Origin of the sequence: Brucella sp. IR068 (assembly GCF_049065885.1) — a bacterium.
GTDB lineage: Bacteria > Pseudomonadota > Alphaproteobacteria > Rhizobiales > Rhizobiaceae > Brucella > Brucella intermedia.
The window spans coordinates 88,525-115,087 of the sequence record NZ_JBAKHE010000005.1 but is presented as its reverse complement, the minus strand read 5'-3'; the positions used below and the strand labels follow the sequence as shown (position 1 = coordinate 115,087).

The following is a 26,563-nucleotide window of genomic DNA, read 5'->3' as shown; positions in this document are numbered from 1 at the left end:
TTTCGGAACCGTTTTATTCAATCTACTTTCGGCGTTTCAGGCAAGCGGATTCAGCGCGCCGGATAGCGTTCCTTCAAAAGCTGGTAAAGAGCGCGTATTGCCTGCGCTTCGCCGCCGACCGGAGAGGCGGGCTTTTCAACCGGCACCCAGCCGAAAATGTCGAAATGGGCCCAGCTTCGAGCCTTTTCGATAAATTTGCTGAGGAAAAGCGCTGCCGTCACGGATCCGGCGAACCCGTCGGTAGTGACATTGTTGATGTCGGCGATTCGCGAGGAAAGTTTTTGCGCATAGGGCTTCCAGAGCGGCATGCGCCATAGCGGGTCCGCTGTCGCTTCCGCGCATTGAGCGATGGAAGCGGCAAGCCTGTCATCATGCGTATAGAATGGCGGCAGGTCGGGGCCAAGCGCGACACGCGCAGCCCCCGTCAGCGTCGCCATGTCGATCACGAGTTCAGGCTCTTCCTCGTCGGCCAGCGTCAGGGCGTCGGCAAGGACCAGTCGGCCTTCCGCATCGGTATTGCCGATTTCGACGGTCAGTCCTTTTCGACTTTGCAGCACGTCGCCCGGCCGGAAGGCATTGCCGGCAATCGAGTTCTCCACGGCCGGGATGAGCACCCGCAGCCGCACCGGCAATTGCGCATCCATGACCATGGAGGCGAGACCCAGCACATTGGCGGCTCCGCCCATGTCCTTTTTCATCAGGAGCATGCCGCTTGCCGGTTTGATGTCGAGACCGCCGGTATCGAAGCAGACGCCCTTGCCCACCAGCGTGATTTTCGGGTCGCCCGCCTTGCCCCAGCCAAGATCGATCAGGCGCGGGGCAATGGCGCCAGCGCGACCGACCGCGTGGACCATCGGAAAATTCTTTTCCAGAAGCGCATCGCCTTCCGTGACGGCAATGTCGGCCGTGTATTTTTTCGCCAGTTCACGGGCGGCGTTTTCGAGGGCATCCGGCCCCATGTCGTTGGTCGGCGTGTTGATGAGGTCGCGCACCAGCGTCACCGCGCTGGCGATGCGGCGGAGTTCGGCTTCGTCCAGGCCGTCCGGCAAGGCCAGTCGGATCGCCTTGCCATTGGCCTTGCGATAACGCGTGAAATCATAGCCGCCCATCAGGAAGCCCAGAACCGCAAGCGCTGCATCGTCCACCGTGCCGTCGATATGCCAGTCGCCTTCCGGGAGGCTGCGCGCGAGCTTTCCGGCCAGAAGCTGCGACTGGCCGGTCTTTTCATCGCCGGTCCCAAACAGTGCACCCGATACCGATCCGTCCGCGCCGGGGAGGGCGAGTACACGTCCGGCTTCGCCATCAAAGCCATTGGCGTTGGCCCATGCAACTGCCCCGGCGGGAAGGCCGGAGGTGTCCAGACCGCCTTTCGGCGTAAACCAGATGGGGCGGCTTTGTTCGGATTTTCGGGAAAGAAGTTCGACAGACATGATGCTCTTTCTGGCCAGTAAGCGATGTCCGGCAAAAGCGCTGGGATTTTGTCGGAAGTTCATAAAAACAAGCAGATAGCGCATGCCGAAAAGTGTGAAACGGTTTCCGGACAAGATGCGCGCCAAAACAAACAGATAGCGCGATTATTGCCGCGCGGAAACCGAAACCGCAATCGCTTTGTTAACCAATCATTAGGGTTAACGGATTATTGATTTATCAGGAATTGGGCTTGAGGGGGCATGGGCGCATCGTCCGGCCTTGATCATGTCTCCGAATCCCGAACCGGTTTCGGGATGAGACATGCATGAAACGAGAGACTGAAGCATGTTGGATCACGACACGCTTCGGCAGGAGAGGCGGGATGCTGAACATCGCTCGAAAAGACGCTATCGCAACACGTCTTGGCTTCGCCTGCATTCTTTCGGCATTGGTTCTTTCCGGCTGCACATCGGTTGACCGGACGACGACAGGCTCGGTGCGCCGCGCGGCAACGGTGGCGACTTTCGATCACATGAACGACGCGCAGCTTGCCGCAATGGCCGGGCGGCTTGGCGCGCAATATGAACGCAATCCGAAGGACCGCCAGACCGCGCTCAACTATGCCAATGTGCTGGGCCGCCTTGGCCGCAACGATCAGGCGTTGGCGGTCATGCGGGCACTCGCCATAGTCTATCCGAAGGACCAGGCTGTTCTTGCGGCCTATGGCAAGGCGCTTGCGGGTGCGGGCCAGTTTGACGGAGCGCTCGACGCCATTCGCCGCGCGCAGAATCCGGCCTATCCCGACTGGAAGCTGGTTTCCGCGGAGGGCGCCATCCTCGACCAGATGGGCAGGAAGGAAGAAGCCCGCGCGACTTATCAGAAGGCGCTGCAGCTTCAGCCAAATGAACCGTCGATCATCTCCAATATGGGGATGTCCTATCTTCTGGCCGGTGATGCCCGGACGGCAGAAACCTATTTCAAACAGGCCGCAGCCGCGCCCGGTGCCGATAGCCGCGTGCGCCAGAACCTCGCCCTGTCGGTCGGTCTGCAAGGCCGCTTTCAGGAAGCCGAGGCGATCGCCGCGCAAGAGATTTCTCCGCAACAGGCAAAGGCCAATACGGATTATCTCCGGTCAATGCTCGCGCAACAGAACTCCTGGAACATGCTCAAGGACAAGCCGAAGGGCTGAACCCTCCTATCAGTTCCCTCCGAACAATCCGCCCTGCGCCGATATCTGGATGAAGGCTGGACCGAGGATGACGATAAAGAGCACCGGCAGGAAGAAAACAATCATCGGAACGGTAAGTTTCGGCGGCAGGGCCGCAGCCTTCTTTTCCGCTTCCAGCAGACGCAGGTCGCGGCTTTCCTGAGAAAGCGTGCGCAGCGCCTGCGCGACCGGCGTGCCGTAACGCTCCGCCTGAATCAGCGCCTGCGTGACCGATTTCACCGGTTCCAGACCGGTGCGATTGGCGAGATTTTCATAGGCTTGACGGCGTTCCGGCAGGAAGGAAAGCTCGGCATTGGTCAGCATCAGTTCTTCAGCAAGCTCGACGGACTGGATGCCGATTTCGTCAGCCACCCGGCGAAAGGCGGCTTCGGTGGACATGCCCGATTCAACGCAGATCAGCATCAGGTCGAGCGCATCCGGCCAGGCCCGCCGGATGGATTGCTTGCGTTTGGTTGCGCGATTCGAGACGTAGAGGTTGGGCGCGTAAAAACCGGCATAGCCTGCAAAAATGCAGACGAGAAGGCGAACGAAGAACGTCTGGTCGGCAAGCACCCCGAGTACGAAAATGTAGATGGCGGCAATGGCCATTGCCCCGAACGGCAGCACGAAACGCAGGAACAGGAAGATATTGAGCGGGTTTTGCCCTCGGAAGCCAGCCTGCCGGAGCGAAGCGACCGTCTTTTCGTCGGCCAGAGCCCGTTTGAGATCAAGCTTTTCGACGAATTCCCGGATGCCGGGCTTCTGCTGATGACGCAGGCTGCCGCGACGGTCGCTTTCGGCTGCCAGACGGGCCCGCTCGCGTGAGCGAATGGCTTCGCGTTCGGTGGCGACCGATTTCATGCGCGATTTGAGCGCGCTGCCGCTCAATACCGGCAGGAGGATGGTCACCACGGTAGCAAAGACCGCGACCATGATCAGCGCGCCGATCAGAAATTGGGGGTCGGACAATTTCTGTGTGAGGAGAGAAAACATATCCGGTGCCTCACATATCGAAGTTGATCATGTTCTTCATGATGAAGATGCCTGTCAGCATCAGCACGCCTGCAATGCCCAGGAGCATATGGCCGGTCGAAGACGTGAAAAGTAGCGTCATATAGAGCGGGCTTGTCAGGTAGACGAGAACCATGACGATGAAGGGCAAGGCGCCGATAATTGCAGCCGAAGCCTTGGCTTCCATGGAAAGCGCATTGACCTTGGCCTTCATCTTCTTCCGGTCGCGCAGAACCTTTGAAAGATTGTTGAGCGCCTCGGAAAGATTGCCGCCCGCCTGTGCCTGTATCTGGATGACGATGGCGAAGAAATTGGTTTCGGGGCAGGGCATGGAATCGGGCATCTTGCCGACCGCCTCGGGGATGGAAAGCCCGATCTGCTGCGCCTCGACGACCTTCTTGAACTCGCTCTTGACCGGTTCGACCGCCTCGCTCGCAATGAGCCGCAAGCCGTCATTGAGCGGGAGCCCGGCGCGGGTCGCGCGCACGATGACATCGAGCGCATTGGGAAATTCCTCGAGGAACTTCTTCAGTCGCTGCTTGCGCCTGTGCAGCACGAACCAGCGCGGCAGGCCGAAGAAACCGGCAATCGCTATACCGGGCAGGAAAAGCAGCGGCGCACCGAAGAGCAGTGCGACGAATGTGGCGAAAAACGCAGCCGCACCGGAATAAAGATAGAATTTCTGCAAGGTCAGCGTGAGCCCCGCCTGGGTCAGCAGAATGCGCAGGGGCGGATATTTCTGGTTCTTCTCGCGCTGCTTTTGCCGAGCTTCCAGATCCTTGATATTGTCCTGCAGCTGCTTGCGGCGCTTCTGGATGTCGGCATTTCTGTCGCGTTCGCTGCGCGTTATCGCCCGTTCCGAACCGCTGTTGCGCACGGTTTCGAAGCGACGCGCCGCATGATCCTTCTTGCCGAGCTTTTCATAAAAGAGCGCATAGAACAAAGCCGCGCAGGCGATGACGGCAAGCACCACGAACATCACAATGCTGGCGGACCCTGTCATGCACTGGCCCTTTCCATGCCGTCGAGCACGGAGGCAAGGCGGCTATCCTCATTATAGTAGCGGGCGCGCTCCCAGAAGGCGGGTCGTCCGATGCCGGTCGAGCTATGGCTGCCGAGAATGCGGCCGGAAGCGTCTTCCCCCTTGATATCGTAGAGAACGAGATCCTGGGTCGTGATGACGTCGCCTTCCAGCCCAACCACTTCCGTAATGTGGGTGATGCGGCGGGAACCGTCGCGCAGGCGTGCGGCCTGGATGATGATATCGACCGAACCGACGATGATCTCGCGCACGGTCTTTTGCGGCAGCACATAGCCGCCCATGGCGATCATGGCTTCCATGCGGTTGAGGCATTCACGCGGGCTGTTGGCGTGGATCGTGCCCATCGAACCGTCATGGCCCGTATTCATGGCCTGCAGGAGATCGAATACCTCGGGTCCGCGCACTTCGCCCACGATGATGCGTTCGGGCCGCATGCGCAGGCAGTTTTTCACCAGGTCGCGCATGGTGACTTCGCCTTCGCCTTCCAGATTGGGCGGGCGGGTTTCCAGACGCACCACATGCGGCTGCTGCAATTGCAGTTCTGCCGAGTCTTCACAGGTGATGATGCGTTCGTGCGCGTCGATATAGCGTGTCAGGCAGTTCAGAAGCGTGGTCTTGCCCGAACCGGTGCCGCCGGAAATGATGACATTGCAGCGCACCCGGCTGATGATCTGCAGCAGTTCCGCCCCGGCATTCGATATGGCGCCGAACCGCACCAGCTGGTCGAGCGTCAGCTTGTCCTTGCGGAATTTGCGGATGGTCAGGGTGGGACCGTCGAGCGACAGCGGCGGTGCAATGACGTTGACGCGCGAACCGTCGGGCAGGCGGGCGTCACAGATCGGGCTCGATTCGTCCACGCGTCGTCCGACCTGACTAACGATGCGCTGGCAGATGTTGAGAAGCTGCTGGTTGTCGCGAAAACGGATGCCGGTTTCCTGCAGCAGACCGTCCACTTCGATATAGGTCCGGCGCGAGCCGTTCACCATGATATCGGCAATGTCGTCGCGGGAAAGAAGCGGCTCCAGCGGACCATAGCCCAGCACGTCATTGCAGATGTCATCGAGCAGTTCCTCCTGCTCGGCAATCGACATGACGAAGTTCTTGATGGCGATGATGTCATTGACGATGTCGCGGATTTCCTCGCGCGCGGCATCGGGCGCCATGCGGGACAATTGCGACAGGTCGATCGTATCGATCAGCGCCGAGAAGACCTGTGATTTGGTGTCGTAATAGCTCTCGGTCTTTTCGCGGCCATGACCGCTGGATTGCTGCGTGCCGGGCTGATGCGAGCCCGTCGGCCCGGATGTTTTCGCGAGCGTGCCCGGCTGGGCCGCCTGCGTGCGGGATGGCTGCACGACCGGTTGGGCCGGTGCGGGCATGGCGGCTGGCGCGGCAGGTTTGGGCGCGGGCGGTCGCGTTCCGCTTTCCGGCCTGTTTCCCGTATCGTTGCCTCTTCTGCCGAACATGATTCCCTGCCGTTACTTGGTCTTGCGTGCAAACTTGCCCAACAGGCTCGATATGCCGCTCTTCTTGCGCGGTTGCACATCGGCCCTGCCGGTCACGACATGCGCAATGTGGCCGATGGCTTCGGCAATCGGGTTTTCCGGATTGGTCTCCGCGATCATCCGGCCATTATTGGCGGCATTGCCGAAAAGCTGCGGATCGAAGTCGATGGTGGCGATGGGATCGATGCCGAGCGGTTCCGCAAAATCGGCGATTGCGATTTCCGGCCGCTTCGGAATGCCCATCTGGTTGAGGACGAGATGCGGCTTCACATCATTGGGGCGCAGCTGCGCCAGCGTGTCGAGGAGGTTTTTCGTGTTGCGAAGATTGGCAAGATCGGGCGTTGCGACGATCACCACTTCATCGACGCGCATCAGGGTGGTCCGCGTCCATCCGCTCCAGCCATGAGCTACGTCCAGCACGACCAGCGGAGAACTGCGCTGGGCGACGTCGATCAGTTCGGCAAAGGCGTCTTCGGCGAAGTCGAATGTCCGCTCCAGGCTCGAAGGTGCCGCGAGGATCGACAGATGGTCCCCATATTGGACGAGCAGCCGGTCGAGATAGACCTCGTCAATGCGTTCCGGTGAAAAGACAGCATCGGCAATGCCGAGCGTCGGGTCCTGATCGAAGTTGATATTCGCCGTGCCGAAGGGCAGGTCCATGTCCGCCAGCACGACATCGTGCCGGAACATATTGGAGATCGACCAGGCGACATTATGGGCGATGGTCGATGCGCCGACGCCGCCTTTCGCGCCGATGAAGGCGATGGAGCGGCCAAGCGGTTCCGCACCTGGATCGAGAAAGATCGATGAGACGATGGCCAGAATGTCGGCGAGCGACACAGGCGCCACGATATATTCCGAAACGCCGCGCCGCAGCAATTCGCGATAAAGCCAGACTTCGTTGGAATGGCCGATGACCATGACCTTCGAGCCGGGATCGCAGACTTCCGACAGCTGCTGCAATTCTTCGAGCAGCACATTGGGTTCGGACGCCGATTCGACGATGATCAGATTGGGTGTGGAGGCGGTCTGATAGAATTCGATTGCAGCCGCAATGCCGCCCATCATGACTTTCAGATGGGTCTTTGCCATGCGCCGGTCGCCGCCTGCGCGCTCGATCGGAATCGCGACGCTTTCGTTCACGCAGAAAGCCTGGATGGAAATGCGCGGAATAGGGCGCACATTTTCAAGCATGATCGGGGCACGGCCTGTTTCCGGTGCTTCGTCCTCCGGTTCGAACGCGAAGTTGCTCATGGCGCCCTCTTAATACTCGGCCTGCTGGCTGCGGGGTTCGCGCCAGTTTTGCGTCTGCGCAGGCGACATTTTCACATAGCCCTGATTGCCGTTGAGTCGTGCCGTCGCGCGATCCGAATCGATAGGCGTCATGGTGCGCGGTCCAAGAAGATCGGCCGGATTGGCGACCTGCGCGGCCAGATTGTTCTGCGAGGCGCAGCCGAAATTGGCGTAATGCTTGTTTTCAGGGGTGCTGGCGAGGTCATCCGGCCAGCGACCGCACGGCGTCGTGCCGGCCGTTATCGCATAATAGCTGATGCGGATCGGGGCTGCCGCATCCGGGCTTTCGACCGGATAGTTTTCGATGGCGATATTGTTTGCCTTGATGCCGCTGTTCCGCAGCGTTGCCGCTACCTCTGTGCTCAACCGGTATGCGGCGGCCTGATTGGACGCGCCTGAAGGCACCAGAACATAAAGCATGCCGGAGCCGCTGCGCCGGTAATTGGCGATTGCGCCCTGAACGATGCCGCGCTGCATCGGGCTCAGCTTCTGGTCGGCCTGTGCGATCGGAATATCGGTAACCTGTTCCCGCTCGGCAATCGTGATCGGGTGATTGGTGCGGTAATCGTCCGGTAGCGCGCCCACGGTGACGTGCTGGCGGTTCGCGCAACCCGCAAGAAGGACCAGCGACAGGGCGACGAGCGCTGGTCGGGCGGAAATCCTGCAAAAGCCTCTGACTGAATAGGTCATGATCTGTCCCCGCTCACTTGTAGATATAACCGACGACGCCGTTGTAGCGACCGGGCGGCAATTTGGTTTCCATCGTGCCGTAAACGCGATTGACCTTGCCGAGGATGTATCCCGCGCCATCGCTGGCCGGGTTGAGATTGTCGTCAGGCCGCGCAAGTTGCTGGCGGGCGACTGGTCGCGCCAGATAAGGCGTGACGATCACCACCAGTTCGGATTCGTTGCGAATGAAATCCTTGCTGCGGAACAGCGCGCCGAGGACTGGAATCTTGGTGAGGCCCGGAAAGCCCGAAACCGACTGGCGCACTTCATCGCGGATCAGGCCGCCGATCATCATGGAGCCGCCGGACGGCAGTTCGACAGTCGTGTCGGCAACGCGCTTTCGCAGCGACAGGACGCTCGCGCCCACGCCTTCCATCTTGTTGGTCGTGCCGGCGCCTTCCGTTGTCGGCTCCGAGACGGAGGTTCTGATTTTCAGGCTGATGCGTCCCGGCCCCAGCACGGTCGGCATGAATTCCAGACCGATGCCATAATTGATCTTGGCCAGCTGATTGGTGCGTTTTCCGTCGTCGTCATAGGTCACGCTGTTGATGACATTATATTCGCCGCCGACATTGAAAGCCGCCTTTTCACCGGAGATTGCGGTCAAGGTAGGCTCGGCGAGGGTCTTCATCACGCCTGCCGATTCCATCGCCCGCAGATAGGCGGAAAAGTTGCTCGTCGCGAGGCCGAACCCGGTATCGGAAAGGTTGTTGCCAATGGCGCCTGCGATATTCTCGGAAATCCCGCCGTAGGAAATACCGTTCGATACACCGCTTCCGGTCATGTTGACGCCAAGCTGCTTCATGACGGAGCGGCTGACCTCGGCGACGGTGACTTTCAGCGTCACCTGATCCTCGCCGACAATGGTGAGCATATTGACGATGGCGCTCTGACGACGCCCCCAGTCGGGATTGTTGATGGCGACACCGCCGCCATCGGTCGGGGCCGAGGCCGTGGTTGAATATTGACCGGTTGTTGCTTCGCCACCGGAAACGAAAAGACCGGCAAGCTTTGCGGCCTGCGCCGAATCCTGCGGGGTCTGCACGGTTCCGGTCAGCACCACATTGTCGTTGATGAGTTCGACGCGAATATCGGAACCCGGGATGAGGCGCTTCAGCTGGGACGAAAGCCCGCTCACGTCCCGCTCGATCTCGACATCGATCGATGCGACCTGCTCGCCATTCGGTCCGAAGACGAAGATATTGGTCTGTCCGACCTGCTTGCCGAAAAGATAGATGCGCCGCGACGTGCGCGTCACAGCATCGGCTATCGTCGGATTGGAGACGAGAACGTCATAGGCGTCCTGCGGGAGATCGAGGACAACCGATTTGTTGAGGCCGAGCTTGATCGTCTGCGAACGCTGCTGGCTACCAACCTTGACGATGCCTGCCGCCGCCATTGCATTCATGTCGGCCAGAGGCAGGGAAACAAGCGCGCCGGCCAACAGCGCGATCCTTGCGGAATATGGGCGCACGCGGTTTGTCTTTCTCATGAGCGCGGTCCTATTTCTGTAACGCTGCCGGATTTGATGACCTTGACCGTCCCGCTGCGGGTGGGCGAAGAAACCAGATAGTCCGCCTGCTTGATATCCCTGTTCTCGACATCCTGTGTCGAGCGAAGCGCCAGTGTCAGGCGGTCTGCCATCTGCTGGGCAACGGTGATGATTTCGGCCTGTTCCGGCGTCACTTCCAGCGTCGCGGTCTGGCCAACCATGACCTTGCGGCCCTGCTCGTCTTCCTGGATGGCCTGGTCGATTGCCAGAACCCGCACATTCTGCAGCACGGTTTCGGTGGTGAAGGGTGTGAGCGACTTGTCGCCATTGTCCGGCTTGCGGCGGGTCATGATGACATCGACGAAATCATTGGGAAGAATGAAGCCGCCCGCCGAACTTTCGGCATTGATCTGCGTCGCGACGGCGCGCATGCCGGGCGGCAGGATGGACGACATGAAGCTCTGTCCCGGACCGATGAGCTTGGCCTTGCGGATCGGTTCGCCCGTGAAGAACTGCAGCCGGACCGTGGCGCCGCTCAGTTGATTGATGGCATCGGGTTCGCTCGCGCGTGTGATATAGCCTTCGCTGATCGCCTCGGCCGGCCAGGGCTGCCAGCGCATCTGCGATGTGAGCTCCGCGCCGACACCGAGATTTTCGGTGGCGACGAGCACGTCCTCCAGTTTGATCTGCGGTGCTTCAGGCGCGGCGACGACAGGCGCAGGCGGCGGCGTGGCAAGGTTCATGGCAATATAGCCAGCGCCACCAGCCGCAAGAACGGCTACTCCTAAAATGAGCAGTCGAGCTGATTTCATGATATGCCCCGCGCAAATCCCCACGCCTTGATGACGTGTTCCAAAATTGCACTGGCAATCGTGTAATTATGGTTAATATAATCTTATTCGCATAAAGAAAGATGGAAATTACACGTAGGCGTTGTGCGCCAAAGCGTTCAAAACATCCCCGCCATATAGGCTTTCATCGATTCTCCGACGGGCGTCAGCGGAAATGTCCAGAGACCGGCAGCGCCAAGCGCAATGCCGTAGGGAATGCCTACATCCTTGCGGGCGAGCGTGCCCATGAATGCAAAGCGGTCAGCCAGAAGCGGGCGCGGAACCATCCGGTAGAGGATGATCGTGAGCGTGAGCACGCCGCCGAGGATCGAAACCATCACGAGATAATCCATGAGGCTGGGATCGGGGCCGTACCACAAGGCCGTCGCCGCGATCAGCTTGGCGTCACCGCCACCCATGGCGCGAAGGCAGAAGAGTGCAAAGGTGATGATGAGCGCGATGCCGCCAACCGCCAGATGCCAGCCGAAATCGGAAAGGGAAATGCCGCACAGTGGCGCGAGCAGGAGAAAACCGAGGGTCAGCCCGATGGAAACACGGTTGCTGATCGTCATCGACGTCAGGTCGGTGACCATGGCCGTCACCATTGCCAGAGCGAAGATTGCCGTCATGGCCATTGCTGTCATTGCCGCCCCCGCGTCGCCTGTCACCCCACCGTCTGCACGGAATTGTCCTTATGCCTAGCGGTTCGTCGCCTGTTCGAACTGTCTCGCCGTTTCGTTGAATTTGTCGCCGACACTGCCGGCCATGAGCGCGACGCCGCTTATGATCGCAATGGAAACGAGCGTGCCGATCAGCGCATATTCGATCGCTGTCGAACCGGCCCTGTTCTTCATGAAACGCGTCATCAATGTCGGCATCGCATGCTCCTCGCTGTCCCGATCGCGCTGGTTTTTGGGAGTGCGCTTTAATTTCGGATGTGCTGAAGCATAGGAGAGAGGAATTGTGGCCTTCTTAACAGGTATGGTTAACGAAGTGCTGCAACGCTCGCGAGACGGCGGCAATCGCGCGATTGGTTAATCTTTGACGAATTGCGGGCGCGGTCTGCACCGAGGGGAGGCAACTTAATCCTTCCTTCACCAATCCCGTTCATTCTTTGCTCATTATATTGATGGGCTTCATGAGCTTGGCCCATTCTATCAGCGGGGGAATGTCGCGTGGGGCGTCGTTTGTTTTCTTTGGGTGGCTTCGGCGTGGTGCCTGCCATGAGCGCGGCTTTCATGGCCGTGATTGCGGTCGCACCGGCATCCGCGGAAGACTATATCGCCCTTGAAACCAGCCAGGCGCGCATTTTGCGGCTGGCGCGTCCCGCCGACAGCGTCGTGATCGGCAATCCGTCGATTGCCGATGCAGTCGTTCAGGACGCGCAGACCATCGTCCTGACCGGCAAGGATTTCGGCGTCACCAATATTGTCGTCATGGACAAGCAGGGCGAACCGATCCTCGACCGTGAACTGGTCGTCTCCCGCAACACACGCGGAACGACGCGGATTTATCGGCAGGCCGAAGTGCAAACGCTTTCCTGCACCCCCTATTGCGAAAAAGCTTCGACGAAGAACGGCTTCGACGACAAATAGCGATATTCATGCGTGAGGCCGCGCTTGCGTTAATACTCTTTCAGGTTGTCCTGTTGTAACTATACGCCCAATCGAATTCTTGATCGAGTTCAGGCAGAATTGGGTGGGGTTATGACTTTGGAGATCTTGGCGCGTCGCCTTGCGCGGGTGGGCGTATGCCTGCGCCGTTTCCCTCGTGCGCAAAATGGCGTGGCAGCGGTGGAATTCGTGCTGCTCATCGTTCCGTTCCTCCTCATCGTCTTCGCGACGATCGAGATCGGCGTAAGTTTTGCGGCTCGCCAGGTCATAGCCAATGCGACGGAGACCGTGGCTCGCAAGTTGCAGACGTCGGGCAGGATCGGAGGCATCCAGATCAAAGACGCCCCGGTCAGCGTAGACGCCCTGCGCAATGAACTTTGCCAGCAGATGCAGTTCATGGTCGCGTCCGGCTGTCCCAATCTTTCGTTCAATCTTGGAACCTATGAAGGGTTCGGCCAGGTTCCGACGGACACGATTCTCGATGAAGAGGGCAAGCTCACGCGGACTGGCATTACCGGGACGAGCGGAACCTCCACCATCAACCAGCTCAACGTTGTTTACGCATGGCCGGTGCTGACGAACATCCTCTATCTGATGCAAAGCCCCCATGCTGCAGGCGGCACGATGCCGCTTTTTGCAACGCTTACCTGGCAGAACGAGCCTTTCCCGAACTGAGATAACCAACGCGCCCCGAAACCGGTTCAAACTTTTCGGGATGCATTCCAGAGGGATCACCAGAGCGATCACCGGAGCGATCATTGTCATGCGTAACTATCTTCGGAATTTTCTGAGTGACCGGCGCGGCCTGGGCGCGGTTGAATTCGCGCTCATCGCGCCGCTCCTGCTTCTGATTTACCTGGGTTCCGTCGACCTTGCCGATGGGGTGGATACCAACAAGAAAGTATCGCGCTCGGCGAGCGCCCTTGCCGATCTGGTCGCCCGCCAGTTGTCGGTCACGAAGAATGATCTGGACGACATGTTCAATATCAGCCGGACTTCGCTTCTGCCCTATGGGCGGACCAGCCCGAAGATAAGGATCACCGCGATCAGGATCGATGGCACCGCCAACAACCTGACGCCGAAGGTCGACTGGTCCTACGCCAATGCGGCGGATTTTGCCGTCAAGAAGGGTAGCACCGGCACCATTCCCTCCACGCTCGTGAGTGAAGGTTCTTATTTCATCAAGGTCGATGTCGAACTTGACTACAAGCCCCTCAATTCATGGATTTCGACGAGCATTCCGATGAGCGAAACCTATTATCTGGCGCCGCGCTATACGAACACGATCCCCTGCACCAATTGCTGAGCATCTTGGCATTGCGGGCAAAACTCAACATATAAGGGCAAAGCCGATGCACGGCTCTTGTTCAGGATCAGTTTTCAATGCCCGAATTACCAGAGGTCGAGACGGTTCGCCGTGGTCTGCAGCCCGTCATGGAAGGCGCGACCGTCAGCCAGGTCGAACAGCGCCGCCCGGACCTGCGCTTTCCCTTTCCAGACCGTTTTGCCCAACGTCTTTCCGGCCGGCGCATTTCAGCGCTCGGGCGCCGCGCAAAATATCTCACGATCCATCTTGATGACGGCCTTTCCGTCATCAGCCATCTGGGCATGTCGGGGTCGTTTCGCATCGAGACGGATGAGGGTGGCGATACGCCCGGCCAGTTCCATCACGAGCGTTCCAAGCTGAGTGCGCATGATCATGTGGTGTTCCACCTTCAGCGTGCCGATGGTGGCTCTGCCCGCGTGGTCTATAACGATCCGCGGCGGTTCGGTTTCATGCTCTTTGCCGAAGAAGGCACGCTCGACAGTCATCCGCTGCTTGCGGGCCTTGGCATAGAGCCGACGGGCAATCTGCTTTCGGGCGCTGTCCTGTCGGATCTCTTCGCGGGCCGCAAGGCACCCCTCAAGGCTGCGCTGCTCGACCAGCGGCTGATAGCCGGTCTCGGCAATATCTATGTCTGCGAGGCGCTCTGGCGCAGCCGCCTGTCGCCCATGCGTGCCGCCGGTTCCGTCGCACAGGACCCCGAAACCATGGAGCGGCTTGCTTCCGACATCCGAATCGTAATTGCGGAAGCCATTGCCGCAGGCGGCTCAACCCTTAAGGACTATATTCAGGCAGATGGCGCGCTCGGCTATTTCCAGCACTCCTTCTGCGTCTATGGTCGCGAGGGCGAGCCTTGCCGAAATCCTGCCTGCAACGGCTTTGTGGAACGGGCGGTACAGTCGGGACGTTCGACTTTTTTCTGTGCCTCCTGCCAGCAATGAATGCTTGAAAAAGAAGTCCTGCCAGTCCACTTTGCCCGCCAACCAGCCAGCCGTTGATGGAGGAGTTCAAATTCATGGCCTATGAAACGATCATCGTTGAGACGCGCGGCAGCGTGGGCCTCATTCGTCTTAATCGTCCGCAGGCGCTCAATGCGCTGAACCGCAAGGTGCTTGAGGAATTGACGGAAGCTCTCGGGGCTTTCGATGCGGACGGCAAGATCGGCGCAATCGTCCTCACCGGCTCCGAAAAGGCTTTTGCCGCCGGTGCCGACATCAAGGAAATGCAGCCTATCGATTTCGTGGACGCCTATCTTCAGGACATGTTCGCCGACTGGCAGAAGGTGGACCGTGTCCGCAAGCCGATCATCGCGGCGGTTTCGGGCTATGCGCTCGGTGGCGGCTGTGAACTTGCCATGATGTGCGATTTCATCATTGCCGGCAGCAACGCCAAGTTTGGCCAGCCCGAAATCACCCTCGGCGTCATGCCCGGCATGGGCGGCTCGCAGCGTCTCACCCGCTATGTGGGCAAGTCCAAGGCAATGGATATGTGCCTGACCGGACGCATGATGGATGCGGCGGAAGCCGAACGCAGCGGCCTGGTCTCGCGGGTGGTCGCGCCGGAAGAGCTTCTGGAAGAGGCTTTGAAGGCTGCCGAACGCATTGCATCCTTCTCGCGTCCTTCCGTGCTGATGGTCAAGGAAGCGGTCAACCGCACCTATGAAATGACGCTGAGCGAAGGGCTTCGTTTCGAGCGTCGCCAGTTCCACTCCCTGTTTGCGACGGAAGACCAGAAGGAGGGCATGGCGGCCTTCATCGACAAGCGCACGCCATCGTTCAAGAATCGCTGATTGATCGGATTGGTGGCCGACCGGCTGCCCCGACAAGAGCGTCGTGGAAGTCTTCCGGCTGCTTCCGCTGAGCTTTTATTGGGCTTTTGGGCCGGATTTGCGGCTCTATGATCGAGCTTTGGGGCAGAATCCACGTTGACGCCGCGCCAAAGCTGATCTATAAGCCCGCCCACGGATCGGCGGCCCAAAGGATTTTTCTCGGCTGCCCTAGAGGTTTTGTGCCCGGCGGTTTTTGCCCCTGGCTAGCTGACAGAAAAAAGAGAGGCATTTATGGCCAATACTCCTTCGGCCAAGAAGGCAGTGCGCAAGATCGCTGCCCGCACCGAAATCAACAAGTCCCGCCGTTCGCGCGTTCGCACCTTTGTGCGCAAGCTCGAAGACGCTCTCCTGAGCGGCGACAAGCAGGCTGCAGAACTCGCATTCAAGGCTGCTGAGCCTGAGCTGATGCGCGCAGCTTCCAAGGGCGTGATGCACAAGAACACCGCTTCGCGTAAGGTCTCGCGCCTTGCCCATCGCGTTAAGGCTCTCAACGCCTAATATTCATCCATTCTTATGGATCAGTTTCGAAACCCGGCTCATTGTTAGCCGGGTTTTCTTTTTTGAGCGTTTTTTGGACAACCGGCGTTCTTTCTTTCCATCTCCAATTGAAGAGATATTTCAATGACTAGCTGGAATTTTTGAGAGGGGCGTCAATCCTGTGAGTGTTGATTTGATTAGTATTTTCAAATGGTTGCAGATTCTTATCCACTGTTATCCACAGGCGGGTTTAGGGACTCGGAAGTGGGTTTGAGTCAAGAATTTTTTTTAAATTTATTTTTCGGACGGAACATATCAGGACCACCTAAAAATTGTCCTATGAAAACGCATTGAATCCAAAGGTGTTATTTCGCTGGCATCCGATTCCCCCCTGTTGTGGGGAGGCCCTGCAAGAGCTTTCAGTAAAAAAATGTGGTTTTCTGAGGCTTGCCCTTTGCTGCGAGGCTTCGCTAAAGTCAGGACATAAGAGGGGTGGGCCATCGGCCCGGAGTTAGCATCAAATAACGAGTTTGTCGGCGTGGGTGTCACAGCCCGCGGGTGTTATATTCTGGTCGTAAGGTCCTGATCCTCATGGTTGATTGCTTACCATTCATTAACCGGAATGCCGTTTTAGGCATGTCCCCGACAATTGAATGGTTGTGGCGGATTTCTTTCCGGGCAATCAGCCTCCGATAAAAGTGTTGTGAGTCGTAAAAAGGTCGCCGGGAAGGAGTATCCGGGTGTTGGTCCTGATGGGACCGTTTGAGTTTGTGTTTGGCCCAGAGCTTTCGAGCCGGGCTTTGTGAGTGAGTACCTGCTGGCCAGACGGATGATAATCCGCGGCGCGGACAGGAAAAAATGACAAGCGCCAGAAAACGGCGCGTACGAATGTGAAGGCAGGCGAGACGATGGCAATGATGACCGGCAAATCGACGGCAACGATGGGTGATGATGCACATGCGAACCGTATCCACGGATCTTCTGCTACCGGAAATGACAAGAGCCTGGTCGAGTTGAGCGGCAACGCTGGTGATGAGGTTTTCGAGCGCCTTACGGCAAAGCTGAAAGCCCGCGTCGGCACCGAGATTTATTCCAGCTGGTTCGGTCGTCTGAAGCTCGACGACATCTCCAAGAGCATTGTCCGCCTGTCGGTTCCGACGGCCTTCCTGCGCTCTTGGATCAACAATCACTATTCCGAACTGCTGACCGAGCTGTGGCAGGAAGAAAACCCGCAGATTCTGAAGGTTGAAGTCGTGGTTCGTGGCGTAAGCCGCGTGGTGCGCAGCGCCGCTCCGGTCGAAGCCTGCGAAGCTTCCGAGAACAAGCCGGTCGTCGCCCCGCGCGAAAAGATGGTGTTCCCGCTCGGCCAATCCTTTGGCGGCCAGCCGGTGGGTGACAAGCGCGGTTCCGCCGTTGTCGCAGAATCGGCGGCGGCTTCGGGTGCCGTGCTCGGCTCGCCGCTCGATCCCCGTTATACGTTCGACAGCTTTGTCGATGGCGCATCGAATCGCGTGGCGCTCGCCGCTGCCCGGACCATTGCGGAAGCCGGTTCCAGCGCCGTTCGCTTCAATCCGCTGTTCATCCATGCTTCCGTCGGTCTCGGCAAGACTCACCTTCTGCAGGCGATCGCCGCCGCCGCGCTCCAGCGCCAGGAAAAGGCCCGCGTCGTCTATCTGACGGCAGAATATTTCATGTGGCGCTTCGCCACCGCCATCCGCGACAACAATGCGCTGTCCTTCAAGGAACAGCTTCGCGATATCGACCTTCTCGTCATCGACGACATGCAGTTCCTGCAGGGCAAGTCGATCCAGCACGAGTTCTGCCATCTCCTGAACACGCTGCTCGACAGCGCAAAGCAGGTCGTTGTTGCCGCCGACCGCGCGCCTTCCGAACTGGAATCGCTCGATGTGCGTGTCCGTTCGCGTCTTCAGGGCGGCGTTGCGCTTGAAGTGGCCGCGCCCGACTATGAAATGCGCGTCGAAATGCTGCGCCGCCGTCTGGCCGCAGCGCAGGCTGAAGATCCGAGCCTCACGATTGGCGAAGAGATTCTCTCCCATGTTGCCCGCACCGTCACCGGATCGGGCCGTGAACTGGAAGGCGCTTTCAACCAGCTTCTGTTCCGCCAGTCCTTCGAGCCGAACATCTCCATCGACCGTGTCGATGAACTGCTCGGTCACCTGACCCGCGTCGGCGAACCGAAGCGTATCCGCATCGAGGAAATCCAGCGCATCGTCGCACGGCATTACAATGTCTCGAAGCAGGACCTGCTGTCGAACCGCCGCACGCGCACCATCGTCAAGCCGCGTCAGGTGGCAATGTATCTTGCCAAGATGATGACGCCGCGTTCCCTGCCGGAAATCGGTCGCCGCTTCGGCGGTCGCGATCACACCACGGTCCTTCACGCCGTGCGCAAGATCGAGGATCTGGTCGGCGCCGATACCAAGCTCGCCCAGGAACTGGAGCTTCTCAAGCGCCTTATCAACGATCAGGCCGCCTGACCGGCCCCGGCGTCGGCCCGAGCATCGATCCCGGCATCGGCCCGAAAATCAGAATCGATTTTCGGAATGCTCGATGCGGCGATCCGACCTTCCCCGCTATCAACGGCGGTTATCAACAAAAAGCCCGGGCCCTGTCGCTTTCCGACACGGCGCGGGCTTGCTTTTCTCCTTAAAAATCTGCCACTTTAACGGACCTTCTGGCGCCCCGGGCGCCTTATCGACAGGGGCCGCCTGCCTGCCCGTCAGATGCAGTTGCCCTGTCCCAGCGAGCGAGTGCGTTTGAACATGCGTGTTACCCTAGAGCGATCGAACCTTCTCAAATCTCTCAATCACGTCCACCGCGTCGTGGAACGCCGCAACACGATACCGATTCTGTCGAACGTGCTTTTGCAGGCTGAGGGCGCAAGCCTCGCGCTCAAGGCGACCGATCTTGATCTTGAGGTCAATGAAGCGACGGCCGCCATGGTGGAGCAGGCTGGCGCCACGACGGTTCCGGCGCATCTCCTTTACGACATTGTCCGCAAGTTGCCCGACGGCGCCGAAGTCATGCTCTCGACCAACCCGGATGGCGGTTCCATGTCGGTCATATCCGGCAAGTCGTCCTTCCGCCTGCAGTGCCTGCCGCAGTCCGATTTCCCGGAATTGACCGCTGGCGCCTTCACCCACTCCTTCCGGATCGAGGCGCAGGCGCTGAAGCGTCTCATCGACCGCACCCAGTTTGCGATTTCGACGGAAGAAACCCGCTATTACCTCAACGGCATTTTCTTCCACGCCATCGAAAGCGATGGTGCATTGAAGCTCCGTGCTGTCGCGACCGACGGCCACCGTCTGGCGCGCGCCGAGCTGGAAGCGCCGTCCGGCACCGAAGGCATGCCCGGCATCATCATTCCACGCAAGACGGTCGCCGAACTGCAGAAGCTGGTCGATGTGCCGGAAGTGGTCGTTACGGTTGAACTGTCGGATGCCAAGATCCGCTTCACGGTCGGCTCGGTGGTGCTCACCTCGAAACTGATCGACGGTACCTTCCCGGATTACCAGCGTGTGATTCCATCCGGCAACGACAAGAAGCTCACTATTGGTCGCCAGGAGTTCGCAGCCTCCGTCGACCGCGTCTCGACCATTTCCAGCGAACGTGGCCGCGCAGTGAAGCTCTCCATCGCCGATGGCCAGTTGACGCTTACCGTCAACAACCCCGATTCCGGCAGCGCAACCGACGAGCTTGCTGCCGATTACGATGCCGATCCGCTCGATATCGGTTTCAACTCGAAATACCTGCTCGATATCACCAGCCAGCTTTCGGGTTCCGATGCGGTCTTCATGCTGGCCGATGCCGGTTCACCGACACTGGTGCGCGATACGGGCGATGAAGATGTGCTGTACGTTCTCATGCCTATGCGTGTTTAAAGAACAGAAAAGTGAATAGGCCCGAGTCTGATCAAAGCCGCCCGGATCGCGTTTCGATCCGGCGGCTTAAGCTTGTCAATTTCCGCAACTATGCGGAACTGTCGTTGCCGCTTGGCCCGGGCCACGTGGTGCTGACCGGCGAAAACGGCTCCGGCAAGACCAATCTGATCGAAGCGGTTTCCTTTCTGTCGCCGGGGCGCGGCCTGCGGCGCGCTGCCTATGACGATGTCGCACGCACCAGTTCGCTCGATGGCTTTGCCATTCATGCCGCGCTTGATTGCATGATCTATGGCGAGGCTGAAATCGGCACCGGCACCGCTGGCGGCGGCGAGGGTGGCCGCAAGGTCCGCATCAATGGTATTGCCGCTTCCGGCGACGATCTGCTCGATTATGCGCGCATTCTCTGGGTGGTGCCGTCGATGGATGGGCTGTTCACAGGAGGCGCTTCCGACCGGCGGCGTTTTCTGGACCGCATGGTGCTCGCCATCGATACCGCGCACGGCAAGCGCGTGCTCGATTATGAACGGGCGATGCGCAGCCGCAACCGGTTGCTGAGCGACGGCAACGGTGACGACCAATGGCTGGATGCGATAGAAAGCCAGATGGCTGAACTGGGCACGGCCATCGCAGCCGCCCGCGCCGAAGCCATGCGCCTGATCGCGGCGATGATCGAGCGGCTGCCCGCCGAAGGACCGTTTCCCAAGGCTGACTGCTTTCTGGAAGGAACGCTGGAGCAGAGAATCAGTGTCGAGGCGGCGCTCGATCTTGAAGAGGATTTCCGCCGCACCCTGCGCGATGGGCGCGCACGCGACCGGGCGGCGGGCCGCACGCTCGAAGGGCCGCATCGCACCGATCTGATCGTCCAGCATCGGCCCAAGGCGATGCCTGCCGCACTTTGTTCCACGGGCGAGCAGAAGGCCCTGCTGATCGGTCTGGTGCTTGCTCATGCGCGGCTGACGGCGGAGCTTTCCGGCATGGCACCCATACTTCTGCTCGATGAAATCGCCGCGCATCTCGATACGGGACGCCGCGCCGCACTCTTCGGCATCCTTAATGAGCTTGGCGGGCAGGCCTTCATGACCGGCACCGATCGGGCGCTTTTTGAGGCGCTTGAAGGGGAAGCGCAATTTTTCAATGTGGCCGCTGGCACGCTTACCCCGCTCTGAGGCAAAATATCCGCTGACAGCGGGTCGGCAGAGGCATATGTTTGCCGACCATGAACGCACCATCGAAGCCCTTTTCATCCGAAGAACTCGAACGCTACGCGCGCCACATCGTGTTGCCGGAAATCGGCGGGCCGGGCCAGCAGAAGCTGAAGGCCGCCCGCATATTGATCGTCGGCGCAGGCGGTCTTGGCGCGCCTGTGCTGCAATATCTGGCAGCGGCGGGTGTCGGCACGCTCGGCATCATCGACGATGACACGGTTTCGCTGTCCAACCTGCAGCGGCAGGTCATCCACGATACGCAAAGCGTCGGCCAGCCGAAGGTGGAAAGCGCGCTCGCCACCATTGCCCGCATCAACCCGCATGTGAGGGTAGAAGGGCATCAGCTACGCCTCGATGCGGACAATGCCGAAGCCCTGATCGGCAATTACGACGTTGTGGTGGATGGTTCGGACAATTTCACCACGCGTTATATTCTGGCCGATGCCGCTGCCAAAGTCGGTCGCCCGCTGGTGACCGGCGCCATGGGCCGTTTCGACGGCACGGTCACGGTGCTGATGCCATACGCAAACGGCCCCGATAGCACGCCCAACCCGTCCTATCGTGATCTTTTCCCGGAAGCGCCGCCGCCCGGAACGGTGCCGACCTGTGCGGAAGCCGGAGTGCTGGGCGTCCTGCCGGGTGTGATCGGCAGCCTGCAGGCAATGGAAGTCATCAAGCTCATCACCGGCACCGGCGAGCCGCTGGTCGGTCGGCTGCTGCTCTATAATGCGCTCAATGTCCGCTTCGAAACCATTCGCTACAAGGCGCGCAAACCGAAATGACGGCTCTGCGTGTCGAAGTTATTGGCGGGAATTTCGAGCAGTGGGAAGAACTGCTCGGCATGATCCGCGACGGCTTCGCCTATATGGACGGCGTGATCGATCCGCCCTCGTCAGCAGGTTTGCTGACGGCGGAAAATTTGCGGCAGAAGGCCGAGGAAGAAACCGGCTTTGCAGCCTTCCTTGATGGCAGACTTGTCGGCTGTGTCTTCATACGGGAAAAGGCCGACGGCTTTTATCTCGGCAAGCTTGCCGTCGCATCCGCTTTTGAGGGAAGAGGCATTGGGCGATTGCTGATGCAAAAGGCGGAAGATGTTGCGGTTGCAAAAGGCAAGCCCTCGATTGAGTTGCAGGTGCGTATCGAGCTTGCGCGCAATCGGGCGGTGTTTGAGAAGCTCGGATATCGCAAGATCGCGGAAACCGCGCATCCGGGCTATAGCCGCCCAACATCCACAACCATGCGCAAGGAGATCACGCGTGGCACTGACATTAACCGATGAAGAGCGGTCGATAGCGGCTGGCGATCAGGGAGAAGGCGCTGCGATGGCGATGCGCATCGTGGCCGACACTGCGCGGCTGATGGGCGCGCCGCGTCTTATCCCTGTCGCATCGGCGCATATCGACGGTGCGCTCTATCACGGCGATAGCGGAACGCTTTTTGCTGAGAAGCTTGTAGAAGGTGGCGCGAAGGTCAGGGTGCGCGCCACACTCAATGTCGGTTCCATCGATCTGACCGGCTGTTCTCATAATCTTTTGCCGGCTCACGAGGCGGATATGGCCAGGCGCATGATGCGCGCCTACATCAAGCTCGGCTGCGAGCCGACATGGACCTGCGCGCCTTATCAGGCGGGCCACAGGCCGGCACAGGGAACCGATGTCGCATGGGGCGAATCCAATGCCGTCGTGTTCTGCAACTCGGTTCTGGGCGCGCGCACCAATCGCTATGGCGATTTTCTGGATATCGCCTGCGCCATTGCAGGACGCGCCCCCGATTATGGTCTTCATCGCACCGAAAACCGCCGCGCTACGGTGGTGATCGATATTTCGGCGCTCGATCCTGCCTTCCTGTCTTCGGAGGTGGCCTGGCCCATTCTCGGCAATCTGTTCGGTCGCAGCGTGGGAACCAATATTGGTGTGGTCGCGGGCAGTCCCGTCCACCCCGATGAAGATGATCTCAAGGCCTTCGGTGCGGCCTCGGCATCGGTGGGCGCGGTCGGATTGTTCCATATTGCGGGCGTGACGCCGGAAGCCCCCGACCTTGAAACGGCCTTGCAGCATCAGGAACCGGAAAGCGTCATCCGCGTCACGCGAGACATGGTCGAGGCGACGCGCAAGCGCCTTTCGACTGTCGAGCGCGTGGACCATATCGATGCGGTCGCCATTGGCAGTCCGCATCTTTCGATAACGGAATTTGACCGTCTGGAGTGCGCCATAGCGCAGCGCAAGCTCGCTGTCCCGCTCTATGCCTGTACGGGCCGCCATGCGCTGGCCGAGCTGGAGAAAGACGGGCGCAGGCAAGGACTGGAAAGGGCAGGCGTCGTCATCGTCGCTGATACTTGCGTCGTCGTCACACCTATTTTGCCAGCTAAGGATGACGCCATTCTGATGACCAATTCCGGCAAGTTCGCCCATTATGCCCCCGGCAATACCGGCTATGGCGTGCTTTACGGTTCGCTGGAGGAATGCGTGGAAAGCGCTGTCGCTGGCAGGCCGGTTTTCGGGAGGCAGGCAGCATGAGCATCGGGAAAACTTCTATACTCGTTGCTGGCAGTGCCGCTGAGGCGCAGGCGCTGGTTCTCTCCGCGCCGATCAGCTTCTGGGGCGGTGTCGATCCGAAAAGCGGGCGGATTGCCGATGTGCGCCATCCGGAACATGGGCAAAGCATCGCCGGGCGCGTGCTGTGCCTGCCGGGAACCATCGGTTCGTCGTCAGCCGCTGCCGTCCTGCTGGAACTGGTCCATAGCGGCCACGCGCCCGCAGCCTTTGTCCTGCACGAGCCTGATGCGATCCTGCTGCTTGGCCTCATCGTTGCCCGTGAAATGGGCCATGACGTGCCCGTCGCCGTTGAACTCGACCGCGAGGCGCAAAAGCAACTCGTCGGCCATCAGGTGGCGGTCGGCGAGGATGGAACGATTGGGATTACTGCTTAACGAGATCGGGCTTATGCGTCTTTTTCGCCGTCACCATCCTGAGCCTGTCGAAGGGCTGACGGCAGGCGTTGTGCGTTTTCCCTCAGCCCTTCGAGACGCCTCCTTCGACAAGTTCAGGAGGCTCCTCAGGATGAGGGAAAAGAGACTACAAAGGCGACTCTAATATTGCGTGTTGCGGTCCACGACGTGCTCCAGCGTCCCGTCGCGCTCGAAGGCTTCGATCTGCCGGATGATCTGCGGCACAAGGGCGGTGGCGGATGAGCTTGCCGCCGCATGCGGAGTGATCGTCACGCGCGGATGATCCCAGAGCGGGCTGCTGGCCGGCAACGGTTCCTGCGTGAACACGTCGAGGGAAGCTGCCGAAAGAAGTCCGCGATCAAGTGCTGCCAGAATATCCGCCTCGTTCTGCAATCCGCCGCGTCCGGCATTGATCAGCACCGGAGCGCCGAGCGGCCCGTCGCTCTTCAACTGCGCGAACATCGACATGGAGAGGATGCCCTTCGTGTCGGGCGTCAGCGGCAGCAGGCAGACGAAGATGTCGGCCGTCTTGAGGAACTTCGCAAAGCCGTCCTTGCCATGATAGGTCTGAACGCCATCGATTTCCTGCGGACGGCGGCTCCAGCCGGTGACATTGAAGCCAAGGGTTTTGAGCTTTTCAGCCGCATCGCGGCCGAGCACGCCAAGACCCATGATTCCGACCGTTACCTCATGCGCGGCTGGCTGGCGGCGATCTTCGTGCCAGACATGGTTCTGCTGCTGCTTGCGATAACGCTGTCCGAGACGGTGATGATCCAGCACCTGCCAGACGACATATTCCGTCATGCGCATGGTGAGATCGTCGGAGATGATGCGCACCAGCGGCACATCGGGAATCCGGTCATCGCGGAAGACGTGATCGACGCCTGCACCCAGCGAGAAGATGACCTTCAGATTAGGCAGGTTGGCAAGCGAGCCGGGCTTCTGCTTCCACACGAGCGCATATTTGATGGAGGGATCGTTTTCCGCACGATCCGTCACCACCGGACGGTCCGGCGCGTGATCGCGAAACGTCTTCAGCCAGATTTCCGGGTCCCAGTCTGTGATCGCCAGAAGGATATTGCCTTTGGTATCGGTCATTGCCTCACTCCCCCTTCGGTCGCCTCCATATGGAAAGCTGCTGCCATCAGTGTCTTGGTGTACTCGGTCTGCGGATTGGCAAACACATCTTTCGCCGCGCCATATTCCACCGCCTTGCCGTTGCGCATCACCAGCACGTCATTTGCCAGAGCCCGCACCACTTTCAGGTCGTGGCTTATGAAAAGATAGGCGAGATCATGCTTCTTCTGCAATGCGCGCAGCAGATCGACCACCTGCGCCTGCACGCTCATATCGAGCGCCGAGGTCGGCTCGTCCAGCATGACGAATTTGGGGTTCAGCACCATGGCGCGTGCAATGGCGATGCGCTGGCGCTGTCCGCCGGAAAATTCGTGCGGGTAGCGGAAGCGTGTTTCCGGGTCGAGGTTCACCTCGTTTAGCGCGGCAACCACGCGCGCATCGCGGTCGTCCGCTGAAAGCTTCGGCTCGTGCACAAGAAGCCCTTCGGCGATGATGTCGGCGATGGTCATGCGCGGAGACAGCGAGCCGAACGGGTCCTGAAACACGATCTGCATTTCGCGGCGCAACGGGCGCATGTCCTTGAAGCTGAACTTCGCGATGTCGCGCCCGTCGAAATTGATCTCGCCCCTGGATGAGATCATGCGTGAAAGCGCCAGGCCAAGCGTCGTTTTGCCGGAACCCGATTCGCCAACGACGCCGAGCGTCTGGCCGGCGCGCAGGTTCACGTCGATCCCGTCCACCGCCTTCACATGGTCGACGGTCTTGCGCAAAAAGCCCTTCTTGATCGGGAACCAGACGCGAATATCCTTGCCTTCCATCACCGTTCTGGCAGCGGGATCGGCGGCGGGCGGTTCGCCCTTCGGTTCGGCGGCAAGCAGGTGCCTGGTGTAAGGATGCTGCGGGTTCTCGAAAATATCCCGGGTCGGCCCGGTCTCGACGATCTTGCCCTTGCTCATCACGCAGACCCTGTCGGCGATCTTGCGCACGATGCCGAGATCGTGGGTGATGAAGAGCATCGACATGCCCTGTGCGGCTTTCAGTTCGGCAAGCAGCTTCAATATCTGCGCCTGCACGGTAACATCGAGCGCGGTGGTGGGCTCGTCGGCGATCAGCAGCTTCGGCTTGTTGGCAAGCGCCATTGCGATCATGACGCGCTGTCGCTGCCCGCCGGAAAGCTGGTGCGGGAAGGCGGACAGGCGCTTCTCCGGTTCGCGAATGCCGACTTCGTTGAGAAGTTCCAGCGTTCGCGCCCGCGCTGCCTCAATGCCCATGCCCTGATGCATTTTCAGGATTTCGCCGATCTGACGCTCCACGCTGTGCAGCGGATTGAGCGAGGTCATAGGCTCCTGAAAGATCATCGTGATGTCGTTGCCGCGCACACGGCGCAGTTCCGGCTCCGAGGCCTTCATCAGGTCGCGGCCATTGAAGAGAATTTCACCGGAAGGATGGCTCGCGGACGGATAGGGCAGCAATTTCAGGATCGACAGGGCCGAGACGGACTTGCCCGATCCCGATTCGCCCACCAGCGCTACCGTTTCGCCTTCGGCAATGTCGAAGGATACCCGGTCGACGGAAATGCGTTCCTCGCCATTCTGGCGGAATGCGACGGACAGATCGCGGACGGACAGCAGCGTTTTATTTCCAGAATCGTTCATTGATCCGCTCATCGGC

26 protein-coding genes are annotated in these 26,563 nt (G+C 59.7%); 14 read left to right on the top strand and 12 right to left on the bottom strand.

Features of this window, described 5'->3' with window-relative positions; genetic code table 11:
- Positions 1 to 50: 50 nt before the first annotated feature.
- Positions 51 to 1,430 (bottom strand): leucyl aminopeptidase family protein, encoded by a 1,380-nt coding sequence (locus tag ACOWVS_RS10250; RefSeq protein WP_031347149.1) that lies wholly within the window; start codon positions 1,428 to 1,430, stop codon positions 51 to 53.
- Positions 1,431 to 1,792: 362 nt separating this feature from the next.
- On the opposite strand from ACOWVS_RS10250, the gene ACOWVS_RS10245 reads away from it, so the two are divergent.
- Positions 1,793 to 2,599, top strand: a complete 807-nt coding sequence (locus ACOWVS_RS10245; RefSeq protein WP_021587642.1) for a tetratricopeptide repeat protein — start codon at positions 1,793 to 1,795, stop codon at positions 2,597 to 2,599.
- A gap of 9 nt (positions 2,600 to 2,608) precedes the next feature.
- On the opposite strand, the gene ACOWVS_RS10240 is transcribed toward ACOWVS_RS10245, so the two are convergent.
- The 9 genes from ACOWVS_RS10240 to ACOWVS_RS10200 form a co-directional block, all read right to left on the bottom strand.
- Positions 2,609 to 3,610 (bottom strand): type II secretion system F family protein, encoded by a 1,002-nt coding sequence (locus ACOWVS_RS10240; protein WP_006468174.1) that lies wholly within the window; start codon positions 3,608 to 3,610, stop codon positions 2,609 to 2,611.
- 10 nt (positions 3,611 to 3,620) lie between these two features.
- A complete protein-coding gene (locus ACOWVS_RS10235) occupies positions 3,621 to 4,631 on the bottom strand; it encodes a type II secretion system F family protein (protein ID WP_021587643.1) in 1,011 nt (336 codons plus the stop codon).
- Complete coding sequence (locus tag ACOWVS_RS10230) at positions 4,628 to 6,136, bottom strand: CpaF family protein (RefSeq protein ID WP_021587644.1); 1,509 nt, start codon at positions 6,134 to 6,136, stop codon at positions 4,628 to 4,630. Before ACOWVS_RS10230 ends, ACOWVS_RS10235 begins: the two co-directional genes overlap by 4 nt.
- Positions 6,137 to 6,148: 12 nt before the next feature.
- The gene (locus ACOWVS_RS10225; RefSeq protein ID WP_021587645.1) at positions 6,149 to 7,429 is read right to left on the bottom strand and encodes an AAA family ATPase; all 1,281 of its coding nucleotides are present in this window, start codon (positions 7,427 to 7,429) and stop codon (positions 6,149 to 6,151) included.
- A 9-nt stretch (positions 7,430 to 7,438) separates the two neighbouring features.
- Complete coding sequence (locus ACOWVS_RS10220; protein WP_021587646.1) at positions 7,439 to 8,158, bottom strand: CpaD family pilus assembly protein; 720 nt, start codon at positions 8,156 to 8,158, stop codon at positions 7,439 to 7,441.
- Between the two features lie 13 nt (positions 8,159 to 8,171).
- On the bottom strand, positions 8,172 to 9,689 hold the full coding sequence (locus ACOWVS_RS10215) for a type II and III secretion system protein family protein (RefSeq protein ID WP_021587647.1): 1,518 nt from the start codon (positions 9,687 to 9,689) through the stop codon (positions 8,172 to 8,174).
- Positions 9,686 to 10,501: a Flp pilus assembly protein CpaB gene (gene cpaB / locus ACOWVS_RS10210; protein WP_021587648.1), complete on the bottom strand. Its 816-nt coding sequence runs from the start codon at positions 10,499 to 10,501 to the stop codon at positions 9,686 to 9,688. The genes ACOWVS_RS10215 and cpaB overlap by 4 nt, the downstream gene beginning before the upstream one ends.
- 137 nt (positions 10,502 to 10,638) lie before the next feature.
- Positions 10,639 to 11,163 carry an A24 family peptidase gene (locus ACOWVS_RS10205; protein ID WP_031347151.1) on the bottom strand — a complete coding sequence of 175 codons (525 nt, stop codon included), beginning with the start codon at positions 11,161 to 11,163 and terminating at the stop codon, positions 10,639 to 10,641.
- A 54-nt stretch (positions 11,164 to 11,217) separates the two neighbouring features.
- A complete protein-coding gene (locus ACOWVS_RS10200) occupies positions 11,218 to 11,397 on the bottom strand; it encodes a Flp family type IVb pilin (protein ID WP_006473080.1) in 180 nt (59 codons plus the stop codon).
- Between the two features lie 297 nt (positions 11,398 to 11,694).
- Here ACOWVS_RS10200 and ACOWVS_RS10195 point away from each other — a divergent pair, with 297 nt between their 5' ends.
- The 13 genes from ACOWVS_RS10195 (at position 11,695) to ACOWVS_RS10135 (ending at position 23,797) form a co-directional block, all read left to right on the top strand.
- Positions 11,695 to 12,114, top strand: a complete 420-nt coding sequence (locus ACOWVS_RS10195) for a pilus assembly protein N-terminal domain-containing protein (protein ID WP_031347152.1) — start codon at positions 11,695 to 11,697, stop codon at positions 12,112 to 12,114.
- Between the two features lie 111 nt (positions 12,115 to 12,225).
- Entirely contained in the window at positions 12,226 to 12,807 is a 582-nt protein-coding gene (locus ACOWVS_RS10190) for a TadE/TadG family type IV pilus assembly protein (RefSeq protein ID WP_021587651.1), read from the top strand.
- Between the two features lie 88 nt (positions 12,808 to 12,895).
- Entirely contained in the window at positions 12,896 to 13,438 is a 543-nt protein-coding gene (locus tag ACOWVS_RS10185) for a TadE/TadG family type IV pilus assembly protein (protein ID WP_021587652.1), read from the top strand.
- Between the two features lie 77 nt (positions 13,439 to 13,515).
- Positions 13,516 to 14,397, top strand: coding sequence for a bifunctional DNA-formamidopyrimidine glycosylase/DNA-(apurinic or apyrimidinic site) lyase (gene mutM, locus ACOWVS_RS10180; protein WP_021587653.1), 882 nt, complete (start codon positions 13,516 to 13,518; stop codon positions 14,395 to 14,397).
- Between the two features lie 74 nt (positions 14,398 to 14,471).
- Positions 14,472 to 15,245 carry an enoyl-CoA hydratase gene (locus ACOWVS_RS10175; protein WP_006473077.1) on the top strand — a complete coding sequence of 258 codons (774 nt, stop codon included), beginning with the start codon at positions 14,472 to 14,474 and terminating at the stop codon, positions 15,243 to 15,245.
- A gap of 270 nt (positions 15,246 to 15,515) precedes the next feature.
- The gene (rpsT, locus tag ACOWVS_RS10170) at positions 15,516 to 15,782 is read left to right on the top strand and encodes a 30S ribosomal protein S20 (RefSeq protein ID WP_006465717.1); all 267 of its coding nucleotides are present in this window, start codon (positions 15,516 to 15,518) and stop codon (positions 15,780 to 15,782) included.
- An 893-nt stretch (positions 15,783 to 16,675) separates the two neighbouring features.
- Entirely contained in the window at positions 16,676 to 18,259 is a 1,584-nt protein-coding gene (gene dnaA, locus ACOWVS_RS10165; RefSeq protein WP_025090663.1) for a chromosomal replication initiator protein DnaA, read from the top strand.
- Positions 18,260 to 18,544: 285 nt separating this feature from the next.
- Positions 18,545 to 19,663, top strand: coding sequence for a DNA polymerase III subunit beta (dnaN, locus tag ACOWVS_RS10160; protein ID WP_006473075.1), 1,119 nt, complete (start codon positions 18,545 to 18,547; stop codon positions 19,661 to 19,663).
- An 11-nt stretch (positions 19,664 to 19,674) separates the two neighbouring features.
- Complete coding sequence (recF, locus tag ACOWVS_RS10155) at positions 19,675 to 20,829, top strand: DNA replication/repair protein RecF (protein WP_021587657.1); 1,155 nt, start codon at positions 19,675 to 19,677, stop codon at positions 20,827 to 20,829.
- 50 nt (positions 20,830 to 20,879) lie between these two features.
- The gene (locus ACOWVS_RS10150) at positions 20,880 to 21,650 is read left to right on the top strand and encodes a molybdopterin-synthase adenylyltransferase MoeB (RefSeq protein ID WP_021587658.1); all 771 of its coding nucleotides are present in this window, start codon (positions 20,880 to 20,882) and stop codon (positions 21,648 to 21,650) included.
- Positions 21,647 to 22,147, top strand: coding sequence for a GNAT family N-acetyltransferase (locus ACOWVS_RS10145; protein ID WP_021587659.1), 501 nt, complete (start codon positions 21,647 to 21,649; stop codon positions 22,145 to 22,147). The genes ACOWVS_RS10150 and ACOWVS_RS10145 overlap by 4 nt, the downstream gene beginning before the upstream one ends.
- A complete protein-coding gene (locus tag ACOWVS_RS10140; RefSeq protein ID WP_031347154.1) occupies positions 22,125 to 23,384 on the top strand; it encodes an aconitase X in 1,260 nt (419 codons plus the stop codon). Before ACOWVS_RS10145 ends, ACOWVS_RS10140 begins: the two co-directional genes overlap by 23 nt.
- Positions 23,381 to 23,797, top strand: coding sequence for an aconitase X swivel domain-containing protein (locus tag ACOWVS_RS10135; RefSeq protein WP_075041826.1), 417 nt, complete (start codon positions 23,381 to 23,383; stop codon positions 23,795 to 23,797). Before ACOWVS_RS10140 ends, ACOWVS_RS10135 begins: the two co-directional genes overlap by 4 nt.
- A 159-nt stretch (positions 23,798 to 23,956) precedes the next feature.
- Here ACOWVS_RS10135 and ACOWVS_RS10130 read toward each other — a convergent pair whose 3' ends face one another.
- Both ACOWVS_RS10130 and ACOWVS_RS10125 read right to left on the bottom strand, forming a co-directional pair.
- Positions 23,957 to 24,913 (bottom strand): 2-hydroxyacid dehydrogenase, encoded by a 957-nt coding sequence (locus tag ACOWVS_RS10130; RefSeq protein ID WP_021587662.1) that lies wholly within the window; start codon positions 24,911 to 24,913, stop codon positions 23,957 to 23,959.
- A complete protein-coding gene (locus tag ACOWVS_RS10125) occupies positions 24,910 to 26,559 on the bottom strand; it encodes an ABC transporter ATP-binding protein (protein ID WP_052018880.1) in 1,650 nt (549 codons plus the stop codon). Before ACOWVS_RS10125 ends, ACOWVS_RS10130 begins: the two co-directional genes overlap by 4 nt.
- Positions 26,560 to 26,563 lie beyond the last annotated feature (4 nt).